Raw genomic sequence first — 20,072 nt, 5'->3', positions numbered from 1 at the left:
CAACTTGCACATCTATGTATCTAATTCCAGACTAATGCACAATGCCTTATTAATCGTCCCCATCATTTCTTCATCCAAATGACAGACTTTATCTTTTAATCTTTGTTTATCTATAGTCCTTAACTGTTCAAGTAAAATAACCGAATCCTTAATTATATCGCATTTATTTTTGTCTATTCTAATATGAGTTGGCAGTTTTGCTTTTGACATTTTAGATGTAATTGCTGCGACAATAACTGTTGGACTATGTCTGTTTCCTGTATCATTCTGTATAATCAAAACCGGTCTTATACCACCTTGTTCAGAGCCAATAACCGGTCTTAAGTCAGCATAAAAAATATCGCCTCTTTTTATAATCATTTCCACACTCCAAATCTATTATAATAACTATAGTATTCCACTTTTTGGAATGTGTATTCAATTTTATAAATTAAAATTCAAGATTATAATCATCTTCAAAATAATCTTTTGTGCCAACTATTTTTCCACCTTTTAAATAAACTCTTGGAACCCTTTTTCCTAAATCACAAATAAATTCGTAATTAAAAGTACCTGCTTCTTCGGCTAATTTATCAATTAATATTGTTTCGTCCCCATCAGTACCTACTAATGTAACTTTATCGCCAACTTTTACATCCATACCTGTAACATCAACCATAAACTGATCCATGCATACCCTTCCAATGATGTTAGCTTTCTTACCATTAATTAAAACATAGCCTTTGTTGCTTAAGTTTCTTGGATAGCCGTCACCATAACCTACAGGAATTGTTGCAACAGTCATCGGCTTATCAGACACAAAAGTATGACCGTAACTTACGCCTCTGCCTGCTGGAATTTCTTTTACATATATTACATGTGAATATATACTCATTGCAGGTTCTAGTTTCATTGCCTCATGGTCCATTTCATCTGATGGATAAAGACCATACATTGAAATTCCTGCTCTTGAAAGGCTTAATGATGTTTCAGGCATTTCCATAATGGCTGCACTGTTAGCGCACTGATGAACCGGTATTTTTACACCATTTGACTCTACTTTTTCCACAAAATCATTAAATTCCTTAAACTGATTGTAAGCAACACTTTTGTCAACATAATCAGCCTTTGCAAAATGAGTAAAAATCGACTCGATTTTTACATTTGGCAGTGCGTCAATGGCTACAATTTCCTTTACAGCTTCATCACTTGGTATATAGCCGATTCTGCTCATACCTGTATCAACTGCTATATCAATATTTACATGTTTATCTAAGCTAATTGCTATATCAGACAATTTCTTAGCATCTTCTATTGAGAAAACTGCCGGTATCATACCTTCCTTAACAACAGTTTCATAAGTACATTCAGGTGTGTAACCAAGAATAAATATTGGTTTTGTTATTCCATGTCTTCGTAAATTATGTCCTTCGTAAGCTGTAGCAACTGCATAACCATAACAAATATCATCTAATGCTTTTGCAATTGGAACCGCTCCATGTCCATAACCGTCTGTTTTTATTACTGCAACAATTCCTGTTTCCTTTTTCATTTTGCATTTCATTAATTCAACATTTCTGTGAATTTTGTCTAAATCAACTGTTGCATAAACTCTAAAATATTTTTTATCCATATCTACTGTTTCCACTTTTTCCACAACCTTTCATTTTCTTCTAATCTTAATTCTAAAAATCGCCGTTGTAAGCTTTTGTAATATTATTACAAATATCTCCTGCCATCATGGATTCCTTACTTGATTCCATGGCTGCCAAATCACCTGCTATTCCATGCAAAAACGTAGCCAGTGCCGGAACTTTTTCAAAATCTGTTTTTGTACCAAGCAAAGCTACCATAATACCTGTTAGAACATCTCCACTTCCTGCTGTGGCCATACCACTATTGCCTGTTAAATTAATATAAGTCCCTTTCTTATTAGCCATAACAGTTCTTGCATCTTTTAAAACAACTGTGGCGCCATATTTATAATTGACTTTTCTTGTATATTTAATTAAATTCTGTGCAATTTCTTTAGCCGGTACTGCAAGGAATCTGCTCATTTCTCCAAGATGAGGTGTTAAAATAACTTTATCATGAAGTTTTTCTTTTATTTCGTTATGTCTTGATATTGTATTAATACCATCAGCATCAATAACTGTAGGTATTTTTGATTCTAACACTTCATTAACAATTTCTGTTTGAACTTCACCGGTTCCCATTCCGGGACCTACTGCTATTACATCGCACCACTTAATTGCTGCCTGTAATGACTTAATATCAAATTTATCAATTGTATAAGTATTAATCATTGCTTCCGGTAAAAGCTTCCCTAAAATATTTCTGTTATTTTCGTGTGTAAATATGCGAACCATACCTGCACCTGTTTTAAAAGCAGCCAAAGCGGACAGTGCCGCGGCACCTGAAATCTCTTTGCTGCCTGCAATAATTAAAACCTTACCGTAATTACCCTTATAAGAATAATTAATTCTTCTTGGCAGATATTTTAAATCTTCTCTTGTAGCATATTTTATAAAATCACTGTTTTCCCATGATTCATATCCAATATCACTTACAATGACTTTCCCACAATAATCTGCTCCCGGATACAATACTGTACCAACTTTATGAAAGCCGAAAGTCACGGTATAGTCCGCCTTAATCGCGACTCCAAGAACTTCTCCTGTACTTCCATCAATGCCTGATGGAATGTCGACTGCATAAACTTTTGCCCTTTGATTATTTATATATTCAACGGCATCCTTATACTTACCTTCTACTTCTCTGGATAAACCAACGCCAAAAATTGCATCAACAAAAATATCGCAATCAGCAAAATCTTCAACAATACTTATGCCAAGATTTTCATTTATTCTAAGCTGTGTTTTAAAATCCTCTGTTGCCTTATTAATGTCACCAATAACGCATGTACATGTATTGTAGCCTTTCAAATAAAGCATTCTACATATAGCAAGACCATCTGCCCCGTTATTTCCTACACCGGCTATAACCTGAACAGTTTTTGTTACCGGCTCATTTTCCATAATTAAAGAAGCAACACTTAAGGCCGCTCTTTCCATTAAAACAATTCCCGGAATCCCGATTCTTTCAATTGTTTCAGTATCAACTTTTTTCATTTCACTGCTTGTAAGAATATTTTTCATAGGCCACTCCTATCTATAAACTCTCCTGTTTATTCTTTTCTGATATTCTATATGTAAGCTTCATTAAACTTTCAGACAAATGAACATTTTCAACTAAAATGTCACCGCCAAAGCCTAAATCTGTATGAGCAAAGTTCCAAAAAGCCTTTACTCCACATTCTACTAATTTTTCAGCAACTTCCTTAGCCGGTCCTTTTGGTAATGTTAACGCAACAATTTCAACATTATTTTCCTTAACATAATCATAAAGTGTAGAAATATCTAAAATTTCCGCATTCTGTGTTTTCTTACCAATTAAATCAGGATTTTTGTCAAACAATGCTGTTATTTCAAAGCCTCTGTTTCTGAAGTTGCCATAATTAGCAATCGCCTGACCTAAATTTCCTGCTCCTACAATAACCATTTTGTGGGGTACATTAAGACCAAGTAACTTTCCTATTTCGTCATAAAGATATTGTACATTATACCCATATCCCTGCTGACCGAAACCACCAAAATTATTTAAGTCCTGTCTAATCTGGGATGCTGTAACATTCATCATCTGACTTAGCTCTTTTGACGAGATTCTTTCGATGTTTTGAGCTTTTAACTCATCTAAATATCTATAATAACGTGGTAGTCTTGAAACTACCGCTTTTGAGATTTTATTCATCACATTCTCCTACCTTATATATATATGGTTAATTATAAGGATATAGCAAAATATTGTCAAATATTTGTCATTCTATATTTTGTTTTAAATTTCAGCATTTTATGATAAACTAGTTAATTAGTGAAATTCAATTAAACAGGAGGATTCTCATGATATTATCATGTAATCATATAAGCAAATCATACGGTGTTGAAACAATTTTAAATGACTGCTCTTTTTTCATAAATGATAATGAAAAAGCAGCCATTGTTGGAAATAACGGTGCCGGAAAATCTACCATTATGAAGATTATAATGGGGGAACTTTCACCTGATGACGGAAACGTTATTATTGGCAAGGATAAAACTATCGGTTACCTTGCCCAGTATCAGGATTTAGGTTCAGACACTACTATTTACGAAGAAGTAAAATCTGTTAAACAGAACTTAATTGACATGGAACAAAAACTTTTGGAATACGAGAAAGAAATGGCAAAGGTTTCAGGTGATGAACTTTCTAAATTAATAGAAACTTACACTAACCTGGAACATCGTTTTCAATTATTAAATGGCTATTCATACAAAAGTGAAATTGAGGGTGTAATAAAAGGTCTTGGATTTACGGAAGATGATTTTAATAAGTCTGTTGGTAATCTTTCAGGTGGTCAGAAAACTCGTGTTGCCCTTTGCAAACTTTTGTTAGAAAAACCTGATATTATTATGTTGGACGAGCCTACTAACCACCTTGATTTAAATTCAATTAAATGGTTGGAAACATATTTGCTTAACTATAACGGGGCTGTTTTAATAATCGCCCATGACCGCTACTTTTTAGACAAGATAGTTTCTAAAGTTATAGAAATTGAAAACCATAAAGCACATGTATACAGTGGTAACTATTCTGACTTTGCTGTAAAAAAACAGGAATTAAGAGTTGCTACAATGAATGCCTATTTAAAACAGCAAAGTGAAATCAAACATCAGGAAGAAGTTATTGCCAAACTTCGCTCTTACAAACAGGAAAAATTTTATAAGCGTGCAGAAAGCCGTGAAAAGCAATTAGAAAAAATGGATCTAATTGAAAAGCCTGAAGAGTTAAAAAATAACATGACCATTAAATTGGAGCCTGACATTGTCAGTGGAAACGATGTTTTGTCTGTTGAGAACCTTGAAAAATCTTATAATACTCTTCTTTTTAAGAATATAAGTTTTGAAATAAAACGTGGTGAACATGTAGCAATTATTGGTGATAACGGCACAGGAAAAACCACTATATTAAAAATAATAAACGGCTTAGTTGATGCAGACTCAGGTATGATTAAGTTGGGCACAAATGTACATATTGGATATTATGACCAGGAACAACACAATCTTACAGATGAAAATACTTTATTTGAAGAAATAGCAAATTCATATCCAAATATGACTAATACAAAAATCCGAAACACTCTGGCTGCTTTTATGTTTACAGGCGAAGATGTTTTCAAGCGTGTATCAGATTTAAGTGGTGGTGAAAAAGGACGCCTTTCCCTTGCAAAATTAATGTTATCGGAAGCTAATCTTATTATTTTGGACGAACCCACAAACCATTTGGATATGGCTTCAAAAGAAATTTTGGAAAATGCAATAAATAATTATACAGGAACAGTTTTGTATGTATCACACGACAGATATTTTATAAACCAGACTGCCAATCGTATACTTGAATTAACAAACACAAAACTTATTAATTACCTTGGTAACTATGATTATTATGAGGAGAAAAAGGAAGAACTTACTGCAACTTTTGCCCCTAAGGAAGAAAAGACAAAAGCCGAGAAAACTACTTCCAGCAACAAACAGGATTATTTAGAAAGGAAGGCAGAAGCCGCAAGGATTAGAAAATTGAAAAATGATATCTCAAAAGTAGAAGAAAAAATCAAAAAATACGAAGACCGCTTAAATGAACTTGATGAAATGGTTGCATATCCGAGTGTTTCAACTAATTCAGCCAAGTTAAATGAAATCGGCAAAGAGCAAAATGAAATCAGTGATAAACTAGATAAACTTATGGAGGAATGGGAAATTCTTTCTGATCAGTTATAAGAATCACTAAAGATTTTTCTATTACAAAAAGGGGACAAGATTTTCTACTGTTAAGTAGTAATTTGTCCCCTTTCTGTTTTATGTTTGTTTTTTATTTTTTTACTTTTCTTTGCTATAAATCTTAGCGAAATTTAATCTTAATGCATTTGATACAACGCAGAAGCTACTTAAACTCATTGCCGCTGCCCCAAACATGGGATTTAATGTAATTCCAAATGGTATAAACAAACCTATTGCTAAAGGTATGCCTATAACATTGTATATAAATGCCCAGAATAAGTTTTCGTGAATGTTTCTAAGTGCTGCTTTACTTAGCTTTATAGCAGCCGGTACATCCATTAAACTGCTTTTCATTAATACAATATCAGCTGCATCTATTGCTACATCTGTTCCTGCTCCTATGGCAATTCCAATGTCAGCTCTGGTTAGTGCAGGTGCATCATTAATGCCATCACCTACCATAGCAACCTTTCCACCTGATTTAAGCTGTTTGATAACTTCTTCCTTACCATCTGGTAAAACGCCTGCAATTACATCATCAGTTCCAACCTGCTTACTAATTGCATTGGCTGTTCTTTCATTATCACCTGTTACCATTACAACTTTTATGTCCATGTTTTGTAATTCTTTAATTGCCTGAGCGCTATCTTCTTTTATAATATCAGCAACTGCAATAATACCCATTAATTTATTATTCTTTGCAAACAATAATGGTGTTTTACCCTGACTTGCATACTCTTGGGATATTTCTTTGGCTTTTTCATTTAAACCAATAGTTTCATCCATATATTTAATACTACCGCCTAATAACTTTTCACCATTTAATGTGCCTGTTAAGCCATTACCCGTTAAAGCCAGAAAATCAGTTATTTCTTCTGAAATTATACCGTCACCTTCTGCTCTTTCCACAACAGCTTTTGCCAAAGGATGCTCACTGTTTATTTCAAGACTGTATGCCATTTGAAGTAATTCATTATCAGTAATTCCTTCCATTGGATAAATGTCTGTAACCTTTGGAGTTCCTGCAGTAATTGTGCCGGTTTTATCTAATGCTATAATATTGATTTTTCCTGTTTCTTCTAATGCTACTGCGTTTTTAAATAAAATCCCGTTTTTTGCACCCTTACCGTTTCCAACCATAATGGCAACAGGTGTGGCAAGTCCTAATGCACATGGGCAGCTTATAACTAAAACTGAAATTCCTCTAGCCAGAGCGAAACCTATTTCTTTTCCAAGTATTAGCCAGCCAATCATTGTAACAATTGCAATTAAAATAACTGCTGGTACGAATATACCTGAAATTTTATCAGCAACTTTTGCAATTGGTGCCTTTGTTGCCGCAGCATCGCTTACCATTTGAATAATTTGAGATAAAGTTGTATCTTCACCAACCTTGGTTGCTTTGCATTTTAACAAACCTGACTGATTTATTGTTGCCCCATAAACCATACTGTTTTCTTCTTTGTCAACAGGAATACTTTCTCCTGTTAAGGCAGATTCATTTACTGCACTATGACCTTCTATTACAACTCCATCAACGGGTATGTTTTCTCCCGGCCTTACAACAAATACATCGTCCTTTAAAACTTCTGATGCATTAATATTTATTTCCTTACCGTCACGTATAACATTTGCTGTTTTTGGAACAAGTTTCATTAAGCTTTTTAATGCATCCGTAGTCTTACCTTTAGAGTGAGATTCAAGCATTTTTCCAACTGTAATTAATGTTAAAATCATTGCTGCCGATTCGAAATACAATTCCATCATATATTTCATAACCAACGCCTCATCGCCTTTAACCTGTGCAGATGTCATTAAAAATAATGATACTGTACTATAACCAAAAGCTGCCGATGAACCTAACGCCACAAGGGTGTCCATATTAGGTGCTAACTGAAACAGGCTTTTGTAACCTGAAATAAAAAACTGTTGATTAATAACCATAATAATTATTGTAAGTAACATCTGAGTTAAGCCCATTGCAACATGGTTGTTGTAATAGAACGAAGGCAGTGGCCAATTCCACATCATGTGACCCATTGAAAAATACATTAAAATAATTAAAAAGAATAAAGACCATATTAATCTTTTCTTTAAAACAGGTGTATCCTTGTCTTCAAGAGAATCATCGATTTCTTCTACAGTTTTTTCACTTTTGCCTTTCTTTTTAACTGATGCTCCATAGCCTGCCTTTTTTATAGCTTTAATTATTTCCTTGTCACTAACATCACCTTCAACCCCTAAGGAGTTTGTTAGCAGACTAACAGAACAGGACGTCACTCCTTCTACTTTTGATACAGCCTTTTCTACCCTGGCACTGCAGGCTGCGCAGTGCATTCCTGTAACATTATATTGTTTCATTATATTTACCTGATATGCCTGCCCTATTTTGACCACAACATACCTTTCCCTTTCATTTTTCACCTTTATATTATACCCCCTAGGGGTATTTGTCAAGTTTATATTTGACACTCTCATTTTCCTTTTATATACTATTTATAATTATGTAAAATTTTATACGTTTTTAGTATAACTTTCTAAAGGTAGGTATTGTATATGTCAGATAATTGTTGTAGCTGTCACACTAAACACAGAAGTGATGATGAAAGAAAAAAATTAATTAACAGATTAAGTCGTATTGAGGGACAAATCAGAGGCATAAAAGGTATGGTTGAAAATGACACTTATTGTGTTGACATTCTTGTACAGTCCTCTGCTGTATCTGCAGCTTTAACGGCTTTCAATAAAGAACTTTTAAACAATCATATTAGAACATGTATTGTTGACGACATTAGAAATGGTGAAGATGAAAAGGTTGAAGAGCTACTTGCCCTTCTCCAGAAAATCATTAAATAATTTAACTACATTTTATGTCACTTGGCATTCTAAAATTATTTTAAGTAATGGTGATTTAGTAAGAAATTCTAAAAAAGTTTCATTTAAAGTAAAAATAAGACAGTGAGCGTTGCTGTCTTATTTTTTGTGTAGTTTTTGTATGGAATTTTTTAAATTTTGCAAAATTCATTTCGTATTTTCCATTATATTTCAAAGGACTTTCTAGGGATTTCTTCTATTTACTACTTTATCAAAGGAATAATTCATAATGCCTCCAAATATTTTTTTACTTACATTACTCTAGTCTTTTTACCCATAAATAACAAATACTTTAATTCATAAGCTAAATATGCCTCTAAAACATGATAATTTTATCTTTTAATCCTGTTAAATTAATGTCTTTTATTGTATTTTAAGTGATTTTATCTTATACTATATATATTGATTTTAACGGATAAGGAGACAGTATTATGGATAACAAAAAAGTAGTTGTTGCCCTTGGAAGAAACGCATTTAGCGAGTCATTTCCAAAGCAGCAGGAAAGAGTTAAAGCCGCTGCAAAAGCTATTGCAGATTTAGTTGAAGAAAAATATGAAGTGATCATCACTCATAGTAACGGACCACAGGTAGGAATGATTCAGACAGCCATGACTGAATATTCAAGACTTGACGAAAACAGAACTGTTGCACCAATGTCAATTTGTGGTGCTATGAGTCAGGGATATATTGGTTTTGATTTACAGAATGCCATTCGTACAGAATTATTATCACGTGGCATTTACAAACCTGTAAGTACAATTATTACACAGGTTAGAGTTGATCCTTTTGACAAGGCATTTAATGCACCTTCAAAAGTTATTGGTCGTTTAATGACTAAGGAAGAAGCTGATAACGAAAAGAAAAAAGGAAACTACGTTGAATATGAAGAAGGCGAAGACGGCTACAGAAGAATTATTGCAAGTCCAAAGCCAATTGATATTTACGAAATTGATGCCATTAAGGCTTTAGTTGATGCTCACCAGTTAGTTATAGCAGCAGGTGGCGGCGGTATCCCTGTTTTACAGCAGCGTACAGGTTTAAAGGGCGCCAGCGGTATCATTGAAAAAGATTACACAGCAGCAAAACTTGCAGACATGTTAGACGCTTCTACTCTTATGATTCTTACATCAAGCGACTATCTTACAATTGAAAAAGACGGTCACACAGAAGAATTAAAAGAACTTACTGCTTCTGATGCAGAGAAATTAATTGAAGAAGGCTATTTTGATCCTGTAACTTCACTTCCTAAGATTGATGCGTCATTATCATTTGTTCAGGCCGGTAAAGGACGTGAAGCAATTATCACAAATCTTTCAAAAGCTAAAGAAGGTATTCGTGGAAAAATTGGTACAATAATCAAATAAATTCATAGAACAAAAAATACTCTCATTACTATTTTGTAACGAGAGTATTTTTTGTTCTATAGAAGCTTAAAAGTGGTCATTCACAAATTGAAAAGAAAGTGCTCTAACGCGGTTGGTTCATTAAGGCAGCGTAGCTGGCTTGATAGAACCACTACCAGCGTTTGGCAGCGGGAGCGTGCTTTCGTTAATTTGTGAATGACCACTTTTATTTACTAGAAGGCCCTAAAAAACACTTTATTATTTTATACTTCTTATACTTCTGTCATGTTGTACAAATCGTAATATATGCCTTTTTTATTTATTAGTTCATTATGAGTTCCCTGCTCTTCTATACCATTTTCGGTTAGAACAAGGATTTTTTCAGCATTTCTAATAGTTGATAGTCTATGGGCAATTACAAGAGTTGTTCTGTTCTTTGCAAGTTTCTCCATTGACTCCTGAACTACTTTTTCACTTTCGTTATCAAGGGCTGATGTTGCCTCATCAAAAATTAGAATTGGTGGATTTTTAAGAAATACTCTTGCTATTGATAATCTCTGTTTTTGACCACCTGAAAGTTTAATACCTCGTTGTCCAATGTCTGTGTCGAAACCATTTGGCAGTGACATTATAAAGTCGTATGCATTTGCCTCTTTTGCAGCAGCAATTACTTCTTCTTTTGTTGCCGTAGGCTTACCATATTTAATATTTTCATAAATTGTACCGGCAAAAAGGTAAACATCCTGTTGTACCATACCAATATTGTTTCTAAGAGATTTTAATTTCACATTTCTTATATCTTCATCATCAATAGATATACTTCCTTTTGTTACATCATAAAATCTCGGTATAAGATTACACAGTGTTGTTTTGCCTGCACCTGACGAACCTACTAAGGCAATATAGGAGCCTGCCGGAATTTCAAGATTAATGTGCTTTAAAACTCTATGATCATTATCATTATATCTAAAAGATACATCATCAAATTTAATATTCCCTACAACATTTGTCAGTTCCTTAGCCCCCTCTTTATCTTTAATTTCAGGTTCCATATCCAGAATCTGTCTGAATCTTTCATAGCCGGAATATCCATTTTGGAACTGCTCTGTAAAATCAATCAATGTTTTAACAGGATCAGTAAAAATATTTATATAAAGAAGGAAGGTTACAAAATCAGTTACATTAACCATATTTTTTGTAAACATAATGCCACCTGCAACTATAACCACCAAGTTAATCATGGTATTAAAACCAATTAGACCGGCATTATAACCACCCATGTATTTATAGTTGTTTTTCTTCGCCTCTAAGAAAGCCTTGTTACCAATTTCGAATTTTTCATTTTCAAGCTGTTCGTTGGCAAAAGATTTTACAACTCTGATACCTGACAAATTATCTTCTATCTGCTCGTTAATGGCTGCTATTTTCTTTCTGTTGATTCTAAATGTTTGCTTCATTTTCTTATTAAAGAAATATGCATAGACAATCATAAATGGAACTAAAGCAAATGCAGCTAATGCAAGTTTTTTATCGATACTTAATAAAATACATAAAGCACCAATAATTTTTATTACTGAAATAGTTACGTTTTCAGGTCCATGATGTAGTAATTCTGTTATGTCAAATAAGTCAGATGTGATTCTGGACATTAGCTGACCTACTTTTTGGTCATCAAAGAATGAAAAAGGCATTTTCTGAAAATGTGCAAAAATTTCTGCTCTCATGTCATATTCTATTTTTGCCCCCATTACATGCCCATAATTTGATATAAAATAATTACAGTAAATTTGAATTATTATTAATACAAAAACAGCTATTGCAATGTACAAAATTTGCTTAAATGCCTGTTGTGGGTTCATATGCACAACTGTTGAAGTAATATATCTAACTACCAAAGGTATTATCAGAGCTACTATAGATGCTATAATTGCAAAAAAAGTATCTGCAAAAAACACTCTTTTGTACGGTTTATAGTAGCTAATCATTTTCTTAAGATTTTCTTTCATAATATTTTCCTCTAAAATATTTTTATATTGCGAAACGCAATTAAACTCCTTTGTCATATAAAATTAATTTATACGGCAAAGGAGTTCTTTTACTTTATTTATTATGTATAATTAGTCCATTAATGATTCTAATGTTTTTCTAATTGCTAAAATAAATTCTTCTGTATTTAATTTCTTCTTGTTTTCTAATGTTGAAATTAAATATAAGTCACCTGTCATTTCACCATTTTCGATTGTGTCGATACAAGCTTTTTCAAGTTTGTCTGCAAATTCCATAAGTTCAGGAAGATTATCAATTTCGCCTCTCTTTCTAAGAGCACCTGACCATGCAAAAATTGTTGCAATAGGGTTTGTTGATGTTTCTTCTCCCTTTAAGTATTTGTAGTAATGTCTCTGAACTGTACCATGAGCAGCTTCATATTCGTAGTATCCCTTTGGTGAAGCAAGTACAGATGTCATCATTGAAAGTGAACCAAATGCTGTAGCAACCATGTCTGACATAACGTCACCATCATAGTTCTTACAAGCCCAAATATATCCACCTTCTGATCTCATAACACGTGCTACTGCATCATCGATAAGTGTATAGAAATATTCGATTCCTGCAGCATCAAATTTTTCTTTATATTCAGCTTCAAAAATATCATTAAATATATCCTTGAATGTATGGTCATACTTCTTTGAAATAGTATCTTTTGTAGCAAACCATAAATCCTGTTTTGTATCAAGGGCAAAATTAAAACAACTTCTTGCAAAGCTTTCAATTGATTCATTAATATTGTGCATACCCTGAATAATACCAGGTGTTTCAAAGTTATGAATTAATTCTCTTGTTTCTTCTCCTGCTTCATTTGTGTATACAAGTTCTGCTTTTCCGGCAGCTGGGATTTTCATTTCAACACCCTTATAAACATCACCGTATGCATGACGTGCAATAGTAATTGGCTTTGTCCAATTCTTTACATAAGGTTCAATACCTTTTACAATAATTGGTGCTCTGAAAACTGTACCATCTAAAATAGCTCTGATAGTTCCGTTAGGACTCTTCCACATTTCCTTTAAATTGTATTCAGGCATTCTTGCTGCATTTGGTGTAATAGTTGCACATTTAACAGCTACTCCGTATTTCTTTGTAGCTTCTGCTGAATCAAAAGTAACCTGATCATTAGTTTCATTTCTGTACTTTAAACCTAAATCATAATACTCTGTCTTTAAATCTACGAATGGTAACAATAACTCATCTTTAATCATTTTCCAAAGAATTCTTGTCATTTCGTCTCCATCCATTTCTACTAATGGAGTAGTCATTTTAATTTTTTCCATCATAAGTCCTCCTAAATCTACTGTAGTATCTTTGTAGATTATATCTAAATTCAACAAGAATGTAAAGTCAAAGAGACTTCACAGTAATCCTTTAAACAAAACATTATTTGTCGCAAAGAATCTTATTTTATTTTTACCCTCTTAACATTACTCCATTTTTTTGAAAGAACTTTTCTACTTCCATACTTTTTATAAGCTTTTACTCTGAAGTAATATTTCTTTTTAGACTTCAATTTTTTAATTGTTACACTTGTTTTAGTAACTAATAAAGAATCTCCATACATGCCCTTTACGCTATCGCATGATAAATTAGGCTTATTTTTCCCTATATTATTTTAAAAATTTCACATACATTAACAAGACCTGCCCCCTGTCTGTTTCTGTCCATAAACATATCCGTTGCACTGCTTTTTAGGATTTTTTTACATTCCGTATTTGTAAGATTATTATTGCAACTTAACATTAAAGCTATAATGCCCGTAATAATTGGTGTAGCCATTGATGTGCCACTTTTCTTCACATACAAATATTTTTTTCTCCACAAATTACAACAACTAATAATATTGTTTGCCGGTGCTACAATGTCAGGTTTTACTATACATTGTTTTGTAGGACCGCGCCCTGAATAGTTGTAAATAATTTTTCCATTAACTTTCATCTGTACATTATCATTTTCTGCACCTACAGTTATAATTTTGCCACAATCTCCAGGCGTGGAAATTGAACTTGGTCCCGGCCCGTTATTACCTGCAGCAGCCACTACTATATAACCTAAATCCCATAAAAGTTCCACTTCTTTTAGCAGTCTTTTGTTTTCATCCTTTTCATTACCCAAAGTACCAAAAGAAATGTTAACAATTTTTATGCCATAACTTTTTCCATTGTCAATAATCCAATGTATACCATCAATTACATTTTCTTCTATTCCTCTACCTGTTTTGTCTAATACTTTTAAAGATACTAAGTTTGATTTTGGAGCAATACCTTTGAACACACCTTTTGACAAATTGCCATTACCACCAATTATTCCTGCCACATGAGTTCCATGACCTTCATCATCATACACTTTGTTTTCTGCTATTTCATCAAAACTTCTTTCCTTTGTAAAATCTTTAAATAGAACAATTCTATTTTCAAAATCAGGATGACCAGCAATTCCACTATCCAAAATTGCTACAACAATATCTTCGCCCATAATTTTCTTTTCATGTATTATGTTTATTTTTAATTTATTCCTAACAATATTCATATTAAATCCTAGATTATTTTTTTCTAATTATTTCTAATTTAATATATGCGTACACATTTTAATTGTCTATGGAGATTGACTTTCCCAAAGTTCATCACGCCCATACTCTCACAATTATGAATAATCATTTTGTAACAATATCTGTAATAAATATTTAGGAGCTATAACATCACAATCATATTAAATAGAACATTAATACTTTTTTGATTTTTTTGTAAACATGACAGGCATTAGGTCATATTATTTAGTGTAAGTAAAAATTTTAGGAGATTTAACATGAGTGATTTAGCAGCAACAAACTGTGGATGCGGATGCGGTAATGATGGAGGAAACAACAACTGCCTTTTCCTTATTCTTATTCTCTTATTCTGCGGTGGATGCGGTAATGGTTGTGGAAACAATGGTTTCTTCGGCGGAAATGACTGCTGTTCAAGCATAATCTGGTTATTTATTTTATTTAGCTGTTGTGGTTGTGGAAACGGAAATTTCTTTGGTGGAAACGGCGGTAATGGTTGCGGTTGTGGCTGTTAGTTAATAATAATGATTATTACGAATATGATTTATTTTGCCTGTTAAACAAATCATTAAACAGTCTAAATTTATATAACGGCAATTTTTTTACTTTGCTTATAATAATTGTTGCCATTGATTAATCTTTGTTAATTATATGGCATAAAATTTACCAATATAATTATGTTTCAATAAACCAAAAGGAGTTACAGTCTTATGTGCAAAAACAGGTATAAACAAACAAAATTTGATTGTATGGTCACTAACGAAACCATGCAGCTTATGAAGGCTGTAATTCCTTACATTGACGGTCCTATAAGTAATCTTCTTGGAATAATGATAAAATTTAAAGAATTGGAAAATGCCTCCTTTATTAATTCCAATATAGCAATAACCACAATGAATGAAAATCATAGTAAATCTACCGAAAACATGCTAAGTGATATTATGGAGTTTATGGATGAGGATACAAAAGAATCTATGGAAAATATTAAATCCATGATGGAAATGATGGATATGTTTAAAGATATGGATACGGCAGATATTTTCCAAACTATGGATGACTTTTCAAGTTCAATTTAATTAAATTAGTAATTTTACGATTAATAATATTATAATGGTATTTTTCAATATAAAACTGAATACTATTTAAAGAATAAAAATAAATAATAAATTTAAGGAGTTTTTATGAGCAACAACAAATGGATGGATGATCCTGTGTTAGATGGCATATCAAAAGAACGTCTGGAAGTTCTTACTAATATTATCGAAGGTGCAAAAGGTATGGAGCCTAAGGATATGTTTACATATTTTATCAGACAATCTAACATGGCTGGAAAACAAGGCATTAATTTCACAAATGCCGAAACCGAATTGATTCTTAATGTATTAAAAGAAGATATGTCTCCTGAAGAAATCAAACGTGTTGATATGGTAAAACAAATTGTAAATTCTTTAAGCAAAAAGAGAAAGCACTAAAGGCTTTCTCTCTTTTATATATAGCTTTCAAAATAACAACCGGCTTATTTACCACTGTCATTTTATTTTACTACTAAGTTAATGATTCTTCCCGGAACATAGATTTCTTTTACAATATTTCCGTTAATCTTGTCTGCAATAGCTTCCTTTCCGGCAGCAATTGCATCTTCTTTTGAAATATCAGCAGGCACTTCAATAACTTCTTTTGTCTTTCCGTTAATCTGAACAGGAATCTTGATTTCATCATCTTTCATTAATTCCTCATCAGCTTCAGGCCATGAATTATTTTCAAATACACTACCTGTATTTCCAAGTTTCTCCCAAAGTTCTTCAGCTATATGAGGTGCAAATGGAGCAATAAGAGTTGTAAATGTCTGAATAGTTTCTTTATCAACTCCACCTTCTCTCTTTGCAATTTCATTTAACTTATTGTTGTATTCCATAAATCCTGAAACAACAGTATTTAAACTAAAGTCTTCAAGACGTTTGGTAATAGTGTGAACCATCTGGTGACGAATCTTTATCATTTCCTTTGTAGCCTTAACATCTTTTTCAATGCTGTCAGTTGCTAATTTCCAGAATTTTGTGATAAATCTATAAACACCATCAATACCTCTTTCATCCCATTCAGAATCAAGTTCAGGTGGTCCTACGAACATTTCATAAAGTCTTAATGAGTCACAACCGTAATCTCTTACTAAATCATCAGGTGAAACAACGTTACCTTTTGACTTACTCATCTTGATACCATTTTTACCGGTAATCATACCCTGGTTAAATAATTTCTTAAATGGCTCTTCAAAATCAACTACACCTATATCATATAAGAATTTTGTATAGAATCTTGAATATAATAAATGAAGAACTGCATGCTCAACACCACCGATGTACATATCTACAGGTAAATTATCATGAGCCTTCTGCTTTGAAACAAGTTCTTTATCATTTTTGTTATCTACATATCTTAAGAAATACCATGATGAACCTGCCCACTGAGGCATTGTGTTTGTTTCACGTTTTGCAGGCTTACCACAACATGGACATGTTGTATTTACCCATTCATCAATTGCTGCAAGTGGTGATTCACCTGTACCTGTTGGCTCATAAGATTCAACATCAGGTAATAATAATGGTAACTGATCTTCAGGTACCGGTACAGGACCACAGTCAGGACAATGAATAATTGGAATTGGTTCCCCCCAATATCTCTGTCTTGAGAATACCCAGTCACGTAATTTGTAATTAACAGTTGCTTTACCAAAGCCCTTTTCTTCAATAATGTGAGGAGCTTCCTTCTTAAGAACTGATGATTCCATGCCATTCCATTCGCCTGAATTAATCATAGTACCAACAGCCTCTGTGTAAGCTTCTGTCATGTTTTCAATTTCTTTTCCATCTTTCGCAATAACCTGAATAATTGGTATATCAAATTTCTTTGCGAATTCAAAGTCTCTGTCATCATGTGCAGGTACACACATAATGGCACCTGTTCCATAATCAGCTAATACATAATCTGAAAGCCAGATTGGAACCTTTGCTCCATTAAGTGGGTTAATTGCATAACTACCTGTAAATACACCTGTTTTTTCTTTTCCCTGAAGTCTGTCTACTGATGACTTGTTTGCTGCCATCTGAATGTATTCTTCCACAGCAGCCTTCTGTTCAGGTGTAGCAAGTCCTAATGCTTTTTCATGTTCAGGTGCTAAAACCATAAATGTTGCCCCATGAAGAGTATCTGGTCTTGTTGTATAAACTGTAATAACATCTTCTGTATTTTCAACCTTAAAGTCAACCTCTGCACCATATGACTTACCAATCCAGTCACTCTGCATTTTTTTAACTTTTTCAGGCCAGTCAAGCTTATCTAAATCTGCTAATAATCTGTCAGCATATGCTGTAATCTTTAACATCCACTGATTTAAATTCTTCTTTGTAACTTCTGCTCCACATCTTTCACAGCAGCCGTTTACAACTTCTTCGTTTGCAAGACCTGTTTTACATGAAGGACACCAGTTAATTGGCATCTGCTTCTGATAAGCAAGTCCTTTTTTGAACATCTGAACGAAAATCCACTGTGTCCACTTGTAGAAGTTAGGATCAGTTGTGTTTACTTCCATGTCCCAATCATAAAGTGCAGCGATTTCATTAATCTGTCTTTTGATATTCTTAATATTTGCTGCTGTTGAAATTGATGGGTGTGTTTTCATTTTGATAGCATAGTTTTCAGCTGGTAAACCGAATGCATCCCAGCCCATTGGATGAATAATATGATATCCATGAAGCATCTTATATCTACTCCAAACATCACTAATAACATATCCTCTCCAGTGTCCTACATGAAGTCCTGATCCTGATGGATATGGGAACATGTCAAGACAATAATACTTTGGTTTTGTTTTGTCAGCGTTAATAGGATTTACATCCCAATTATGACGCCATTTTTTCTCAATTTCCTTATGATTATAAGGTGTTGCCATAACTTATTTTCCTCCTAGATTTATATGTAAATTAAACTTAATTGCGCTTATAAGCACTTTAAATAATTACCTTTTATAATTTCAATAAACAGTCCCTAAAAATCATAAATATTAATTATTTCTTCTTAGATGACTTCTTTTTATTTTTGGTTGTTTCAGGCTCAATACCTGCTTTCTTTTTCCTCTGTTGTTCTAATTTCTTATTGACTTTGAAATTCTTCTTTACTGTATCTTCTTTTACTTTTATTTCACAAAGCACCTGACATGAGCCAACATTTCCTGCAAGATCTTTTGCCTTAACAACAACAGGTGTTTTTTCGCTTTCTCGAAGCTGTTCCTTTTCAAGTGTATATACTTTTATTTCACTTGTAGGTTCATTACAGGTTACTGTAGCCTTAACCATGTCTATGATTTTTTGAACATTCTTCTTTGTATTAATATCATTTGGACTTTTACTTTTTACTTCTAATGTAAATACCTGTTTACTACAACTTACTACCGGTGGTGTAGTATCTACCACCTGTACTTTCTGTGAAATGCTGTACTTCTTACCGTCTTTTGACTTGTATTTATATTTCACAGTATAATTTCCAACTGCTGAAGTATCTACTGTATTATGTTTCAATCTTCCAGTAATATCTTTACCCTTTGTTCCAAAGGCTATTAAATTACAGTAATAATTAAACTGATGTCCTTTTTCAACAGTAACTGTCTGAGAACCTTTAACAACAGTACCGTTTTTTATCTTCTTGTAAGGATTGTTCTCACTTAGATCTGTAGGATCCCAGCCACATTTTCTGGATACTTTTACAACCGGTGAAAAATCTATAGGCAATGTATCTTTTTTCTTGCCTTTTTTTACTGATACCAATGTGTTTTTCTTACAATTTTCAAATATCCAATTAGCGGCATTTGCTGTTAAAACAATATTCTTTCCTGAAGCTTTCTTTTTTCCAATGCTCCTATAAGATGATTTGACCAGTTTGTAATCTTCCTTACCTGAGTATGATGGTGACTGAATCCATACATTCTTATCTAAATATGAATTATATTTGTGCCAACCACTGTATTTATTAAGCCATGTATATTTGGTCTTAATTCTAAAATTTCCATTAGGAAGACTCTTTCCAACTGAGCATCTAAAAGACTTAACAGCCACTTTTGTTTTCTTGTCCTTTGAATACTGATAAACAATTACTGCCTTAAGTTTCTTATTTACTTCTATATAATACCTATCTGAAAAAGCTGTCTTTTTATTTTCTGTTTCTTCTTCTACACCTTTTCCTGAAAGTTTACTTGCTTTGTCAGCCTCTGACGTAACCTTATTTTGAATAAACATAAGAGCACCAAAAATAATACCTGCAACAATTAAAATTTCAAGAAGAGTAATAACTGTATTCTTAAATCTTTTTTCTTTGACAATCTTTTTAATATCCAATTTCGTACTCCATTTTATTTTT

At 33.0% G+C, this 20,072-nt stretch carries 16 protein-coding genes; 6 read left to right on the top strand and 10 right to left on the bottom strand.

The features are described from left to right. Nucleotides 1–12: 12 nt before the first annotated feature. The 4 genes from DWZ69_RS05455 to DWZ69_RS05440 form a co-directional block, all read right to left on the bottom strand. Nucleotides 13–360 carry a type II toxin-antitoxin system PemK/MazF family toxin gene (locus DWZ69_RS05455; protein WP_117999487.1) on the bottom strand — a complete coding sequence of 116 codons (348 nt, stop codon included), beginning with the start codon at nucleotides 358–360 and terminating at the stop codon, nucleotides 13–15. Between the two features lie 70 nt (nucleotides 361–430). Beyond that, on the bottom strand, nucleotides 431–1,627 hold the full coding sequence (gene alr / locus DWZ69_RS05450; RefSeq protein ID WP_347475076.1) for an alanine racemase: 1,197 nt from the start codon (nucleotides 1,625–1,627) through the stop codon (nucleotides 431–433). Between the two features lie 37 nt (nucleotides 1,628–1,664). Further along, the gene (locus DWZ69_RS05445) at nucleotides 1,665–3,137 is read right to left on the bottom strand and encodes an NAD(P)H-hydrate dehydratase (protein ID WP_117999486.1); all 1,473 of its coding nucleotides are present in this window, start codon (nucleotides 3,135–3,137) and stop codon (nucleotides 1,665–1,667) included. A gap of 13 nt (nucleotides 3,138–3,150) precedes the next feature. Further along, nucleotides 3,151–3,789, bottom strand: a complete 639-nt coding sequence (locus DWZ69_RS05440; RefSeq protein ID WP_117999485.1) for a redox-sensing transcriptional repressor Rex — start codon at nucleotides 3,787–3,789, stop codon at nucleotides 3,151–3,153. A 149-nt stretch (nucleotides 3,790–3,938) separates the two neighbouring features. Between DWZ69_RS05440 and DWZ69_RS05435 the strand changes: the two genes are divergently transcribed. Further along, on the top strand, nucleotides 3,939–5,852 hold the full coding sequence (locus DWZ69_RS05435; RefSeq protein WP_118436429.1) for an ABC-F family ATP-binding cassette domain-containing protein: 1,914 nt from the start codon (nucleotides 3,939–3,941) through the stop codon (nucleotides 5,850–5,852). Nucleotides 5,853–5,951: 99 nt separating this feature from the next. Here the strand turns inward: DWZ69_RS05435 and DWZ69_RS05430 are convergent, their stop codons facing one another. Continuing rightward, the gene (locus DWZ69_RS05430; protein ID WP_347475075.1) at nucleotides 5,952–8,276 is read right to left on the bottom strand and encodes a heavy metal translocating P-type ATPase; all 2,325 of its coding nucleotides are present in this window, start codon (nucleotides 8,274–8,276) and stop codon (nucleotides 5,952–5,954) included. Nucleotides 8,277–8,408: 132 nt separating this feature from the next. Here DWZ69_RS05430 and DWZ69_RS05425 point away from each other — a divergent pair, with 132 nt between their 5' ends. Then, nucleotides 8,409–8,708, top strand: a complete 300-nt coding sequence (locus DWZ69_RS05425; RefSeq protein ID WP_022166017.1) for a metal-sensing transcriptional repressor — start codon at nucleotides 8,409–8,411, stop codon at nucleotides 8,706–8,708. Between the two features lie 449 nt (nucleotides 8,709–9,157). Next, complete coding sequence (gene arcC / locus DWZ69_RS05420; protein ID WP_117999483.1) at nucleotides 9,158–10,090, top strand: carbamate kinase; 933 nt, start codon at nucleotides 9,158–9,160, stop codon at nucleotides 10,088–10,090. A 251-nt stretch (nucleotides 10,091–10,341) separates the two neighbouring features. Here arcC and DWZ69_RS05415 read toward each other — a convergent pair whose 3' ends face one another. The 3 genes from DWZ69_RS05415 to DWZ69_RS05405 form a co-directional block, all read right to left on the bottom strand. Continuing rightward, nucleotides 10,342–12,075 (bottom strand): ABC transporter ATP-binding protein, encoded by a 1,734-nt coding sequence (locus DWZ69_RS05415; RefSeq protein ID WP_117999482.1) that lies wholly within the window; start codon nucleotides 12,073–12,075, stop codon nucleotides 10,342–10,344. Nucleotides 12,076–12,186: 111 nt separating this feature from the next. Further along, a complete protein-coding gene (locus tag DWZ69_RS05410; RefSeq protein WP_117999481.1) occupies nucleotides 12,187–13,398 on the bottom strand; it encodes an NADP-dependent isocitrate dehydrogenase in 1,212 nt (403 codons plus the stop codon). A gap of 325 nt (nucleotides 13,399–13,723) precedes the next feature. Further along, nucleotides 13,724–14,647 (bottom strand): S8 family peptidase, encoded by a 924-nt coding sequence (locus DWZ69_RS05405; RefSeq protein WP_118436427.1) that lies wholly within the window; start codon nucleotides 14,645–14,647, stop codon nucleotides 13,724–13,726. 276 nt (nucleotides 14,648–14,923) lie between these two features. Here DWZ69_RS05405 and DWZ69_RS05400 point away from each other — a divergent pair, with 276 nt between their 5' ends. The 3 genes from DWZ69_RS05400 to DWZ69_RS05390 all read left to right on the top strand — a co-directional run bounded on the left by DWZ69_RS05400 (nucleotide 14,924) and on the right by DWZ69_RS05390 (nucleotide 16,135). Next, nucleotides 14,924–15,178 (top strand): chorion class high-cysteine HCB protein 13, encoded by a 255-nt coding sequence (locus tag DWZ69_RS05400; protein WP_117999479.1) that lies wholly within the window; start codon nucleotides 14,924–14,926, stop codon nucleotides 15,176–15,178. A gap of 195 nt (nucleotides 15,179–15,373) precedes the next feature. Next, nucleotides 15,374–15,739 carry a hypothetical protein gene (locus DWZ69_RS05395; protein ID WP_118436425.1) on the top strand — a complete coding sequence of 122 codons (366 nt, stop codon included), beginning with the start codon at nucleotides 15,374–15,376 and terminating at the stop codon, nucleotides 15,737–15,739. Nucleotides 15,740–15,844: 105 nt separating this feature from the next. Further along, a complete protein-coding gene (locus DWZ69_RS05390) occupies nucleotides 15,845–16,135 on the top strand; it encodes a hypothetical protein (RefSeq protein ID WP_022165351.1) in 291 nt (96 codons plus the stop codon). Nucleotides 16,136–16,197: 62 nt separating this feature from the next. Here DWZ69_RS05390 and leuS read toward each other — a convergent pair whose 3' ends face one another. Continuing rightward, a complete protein-coding gene (gene leuS, locus DWZ69_RS05385; protein ID WP_118436423.1) occupies nucleotides 16,198–18,612 on the bottom strand; it encodes a leucine--tRNA ligase in 2,415 nt (804 codons plus the stop codon). A 115-nt stretch (nucleotides 18,613–18,727) separates the two neighbouring features. Further along, complete coding sequence (locus DWZ69_RS05380; RefSeq protein WP_118436421.1) at nucleotides 18,728–20,050, bottom strand: immunoglobulin-like domain-containing protein; 1,323 nt, start codon at nucleotides 20,048–20,050, stop codon at nucleotides 18,728–18,730. Between the last annotated feature and the right edge of the window lie 22 nt (nucleotides 20,051–20,072).

This window comes from Eubacterium sp. AF34-35BH, assembly GCF_003477765.1.
Taxonomy (GTDB): Bacteria; Bacillota; Clostridia; order Lachnospirales; family Lachnospiraceae; genus Eubacterium_G.
The sequence above is the reverse complement of the archived record's forward strand: the minus strand, read 5'-3'. Positions and strand labels throughout refer to the sequence as shown.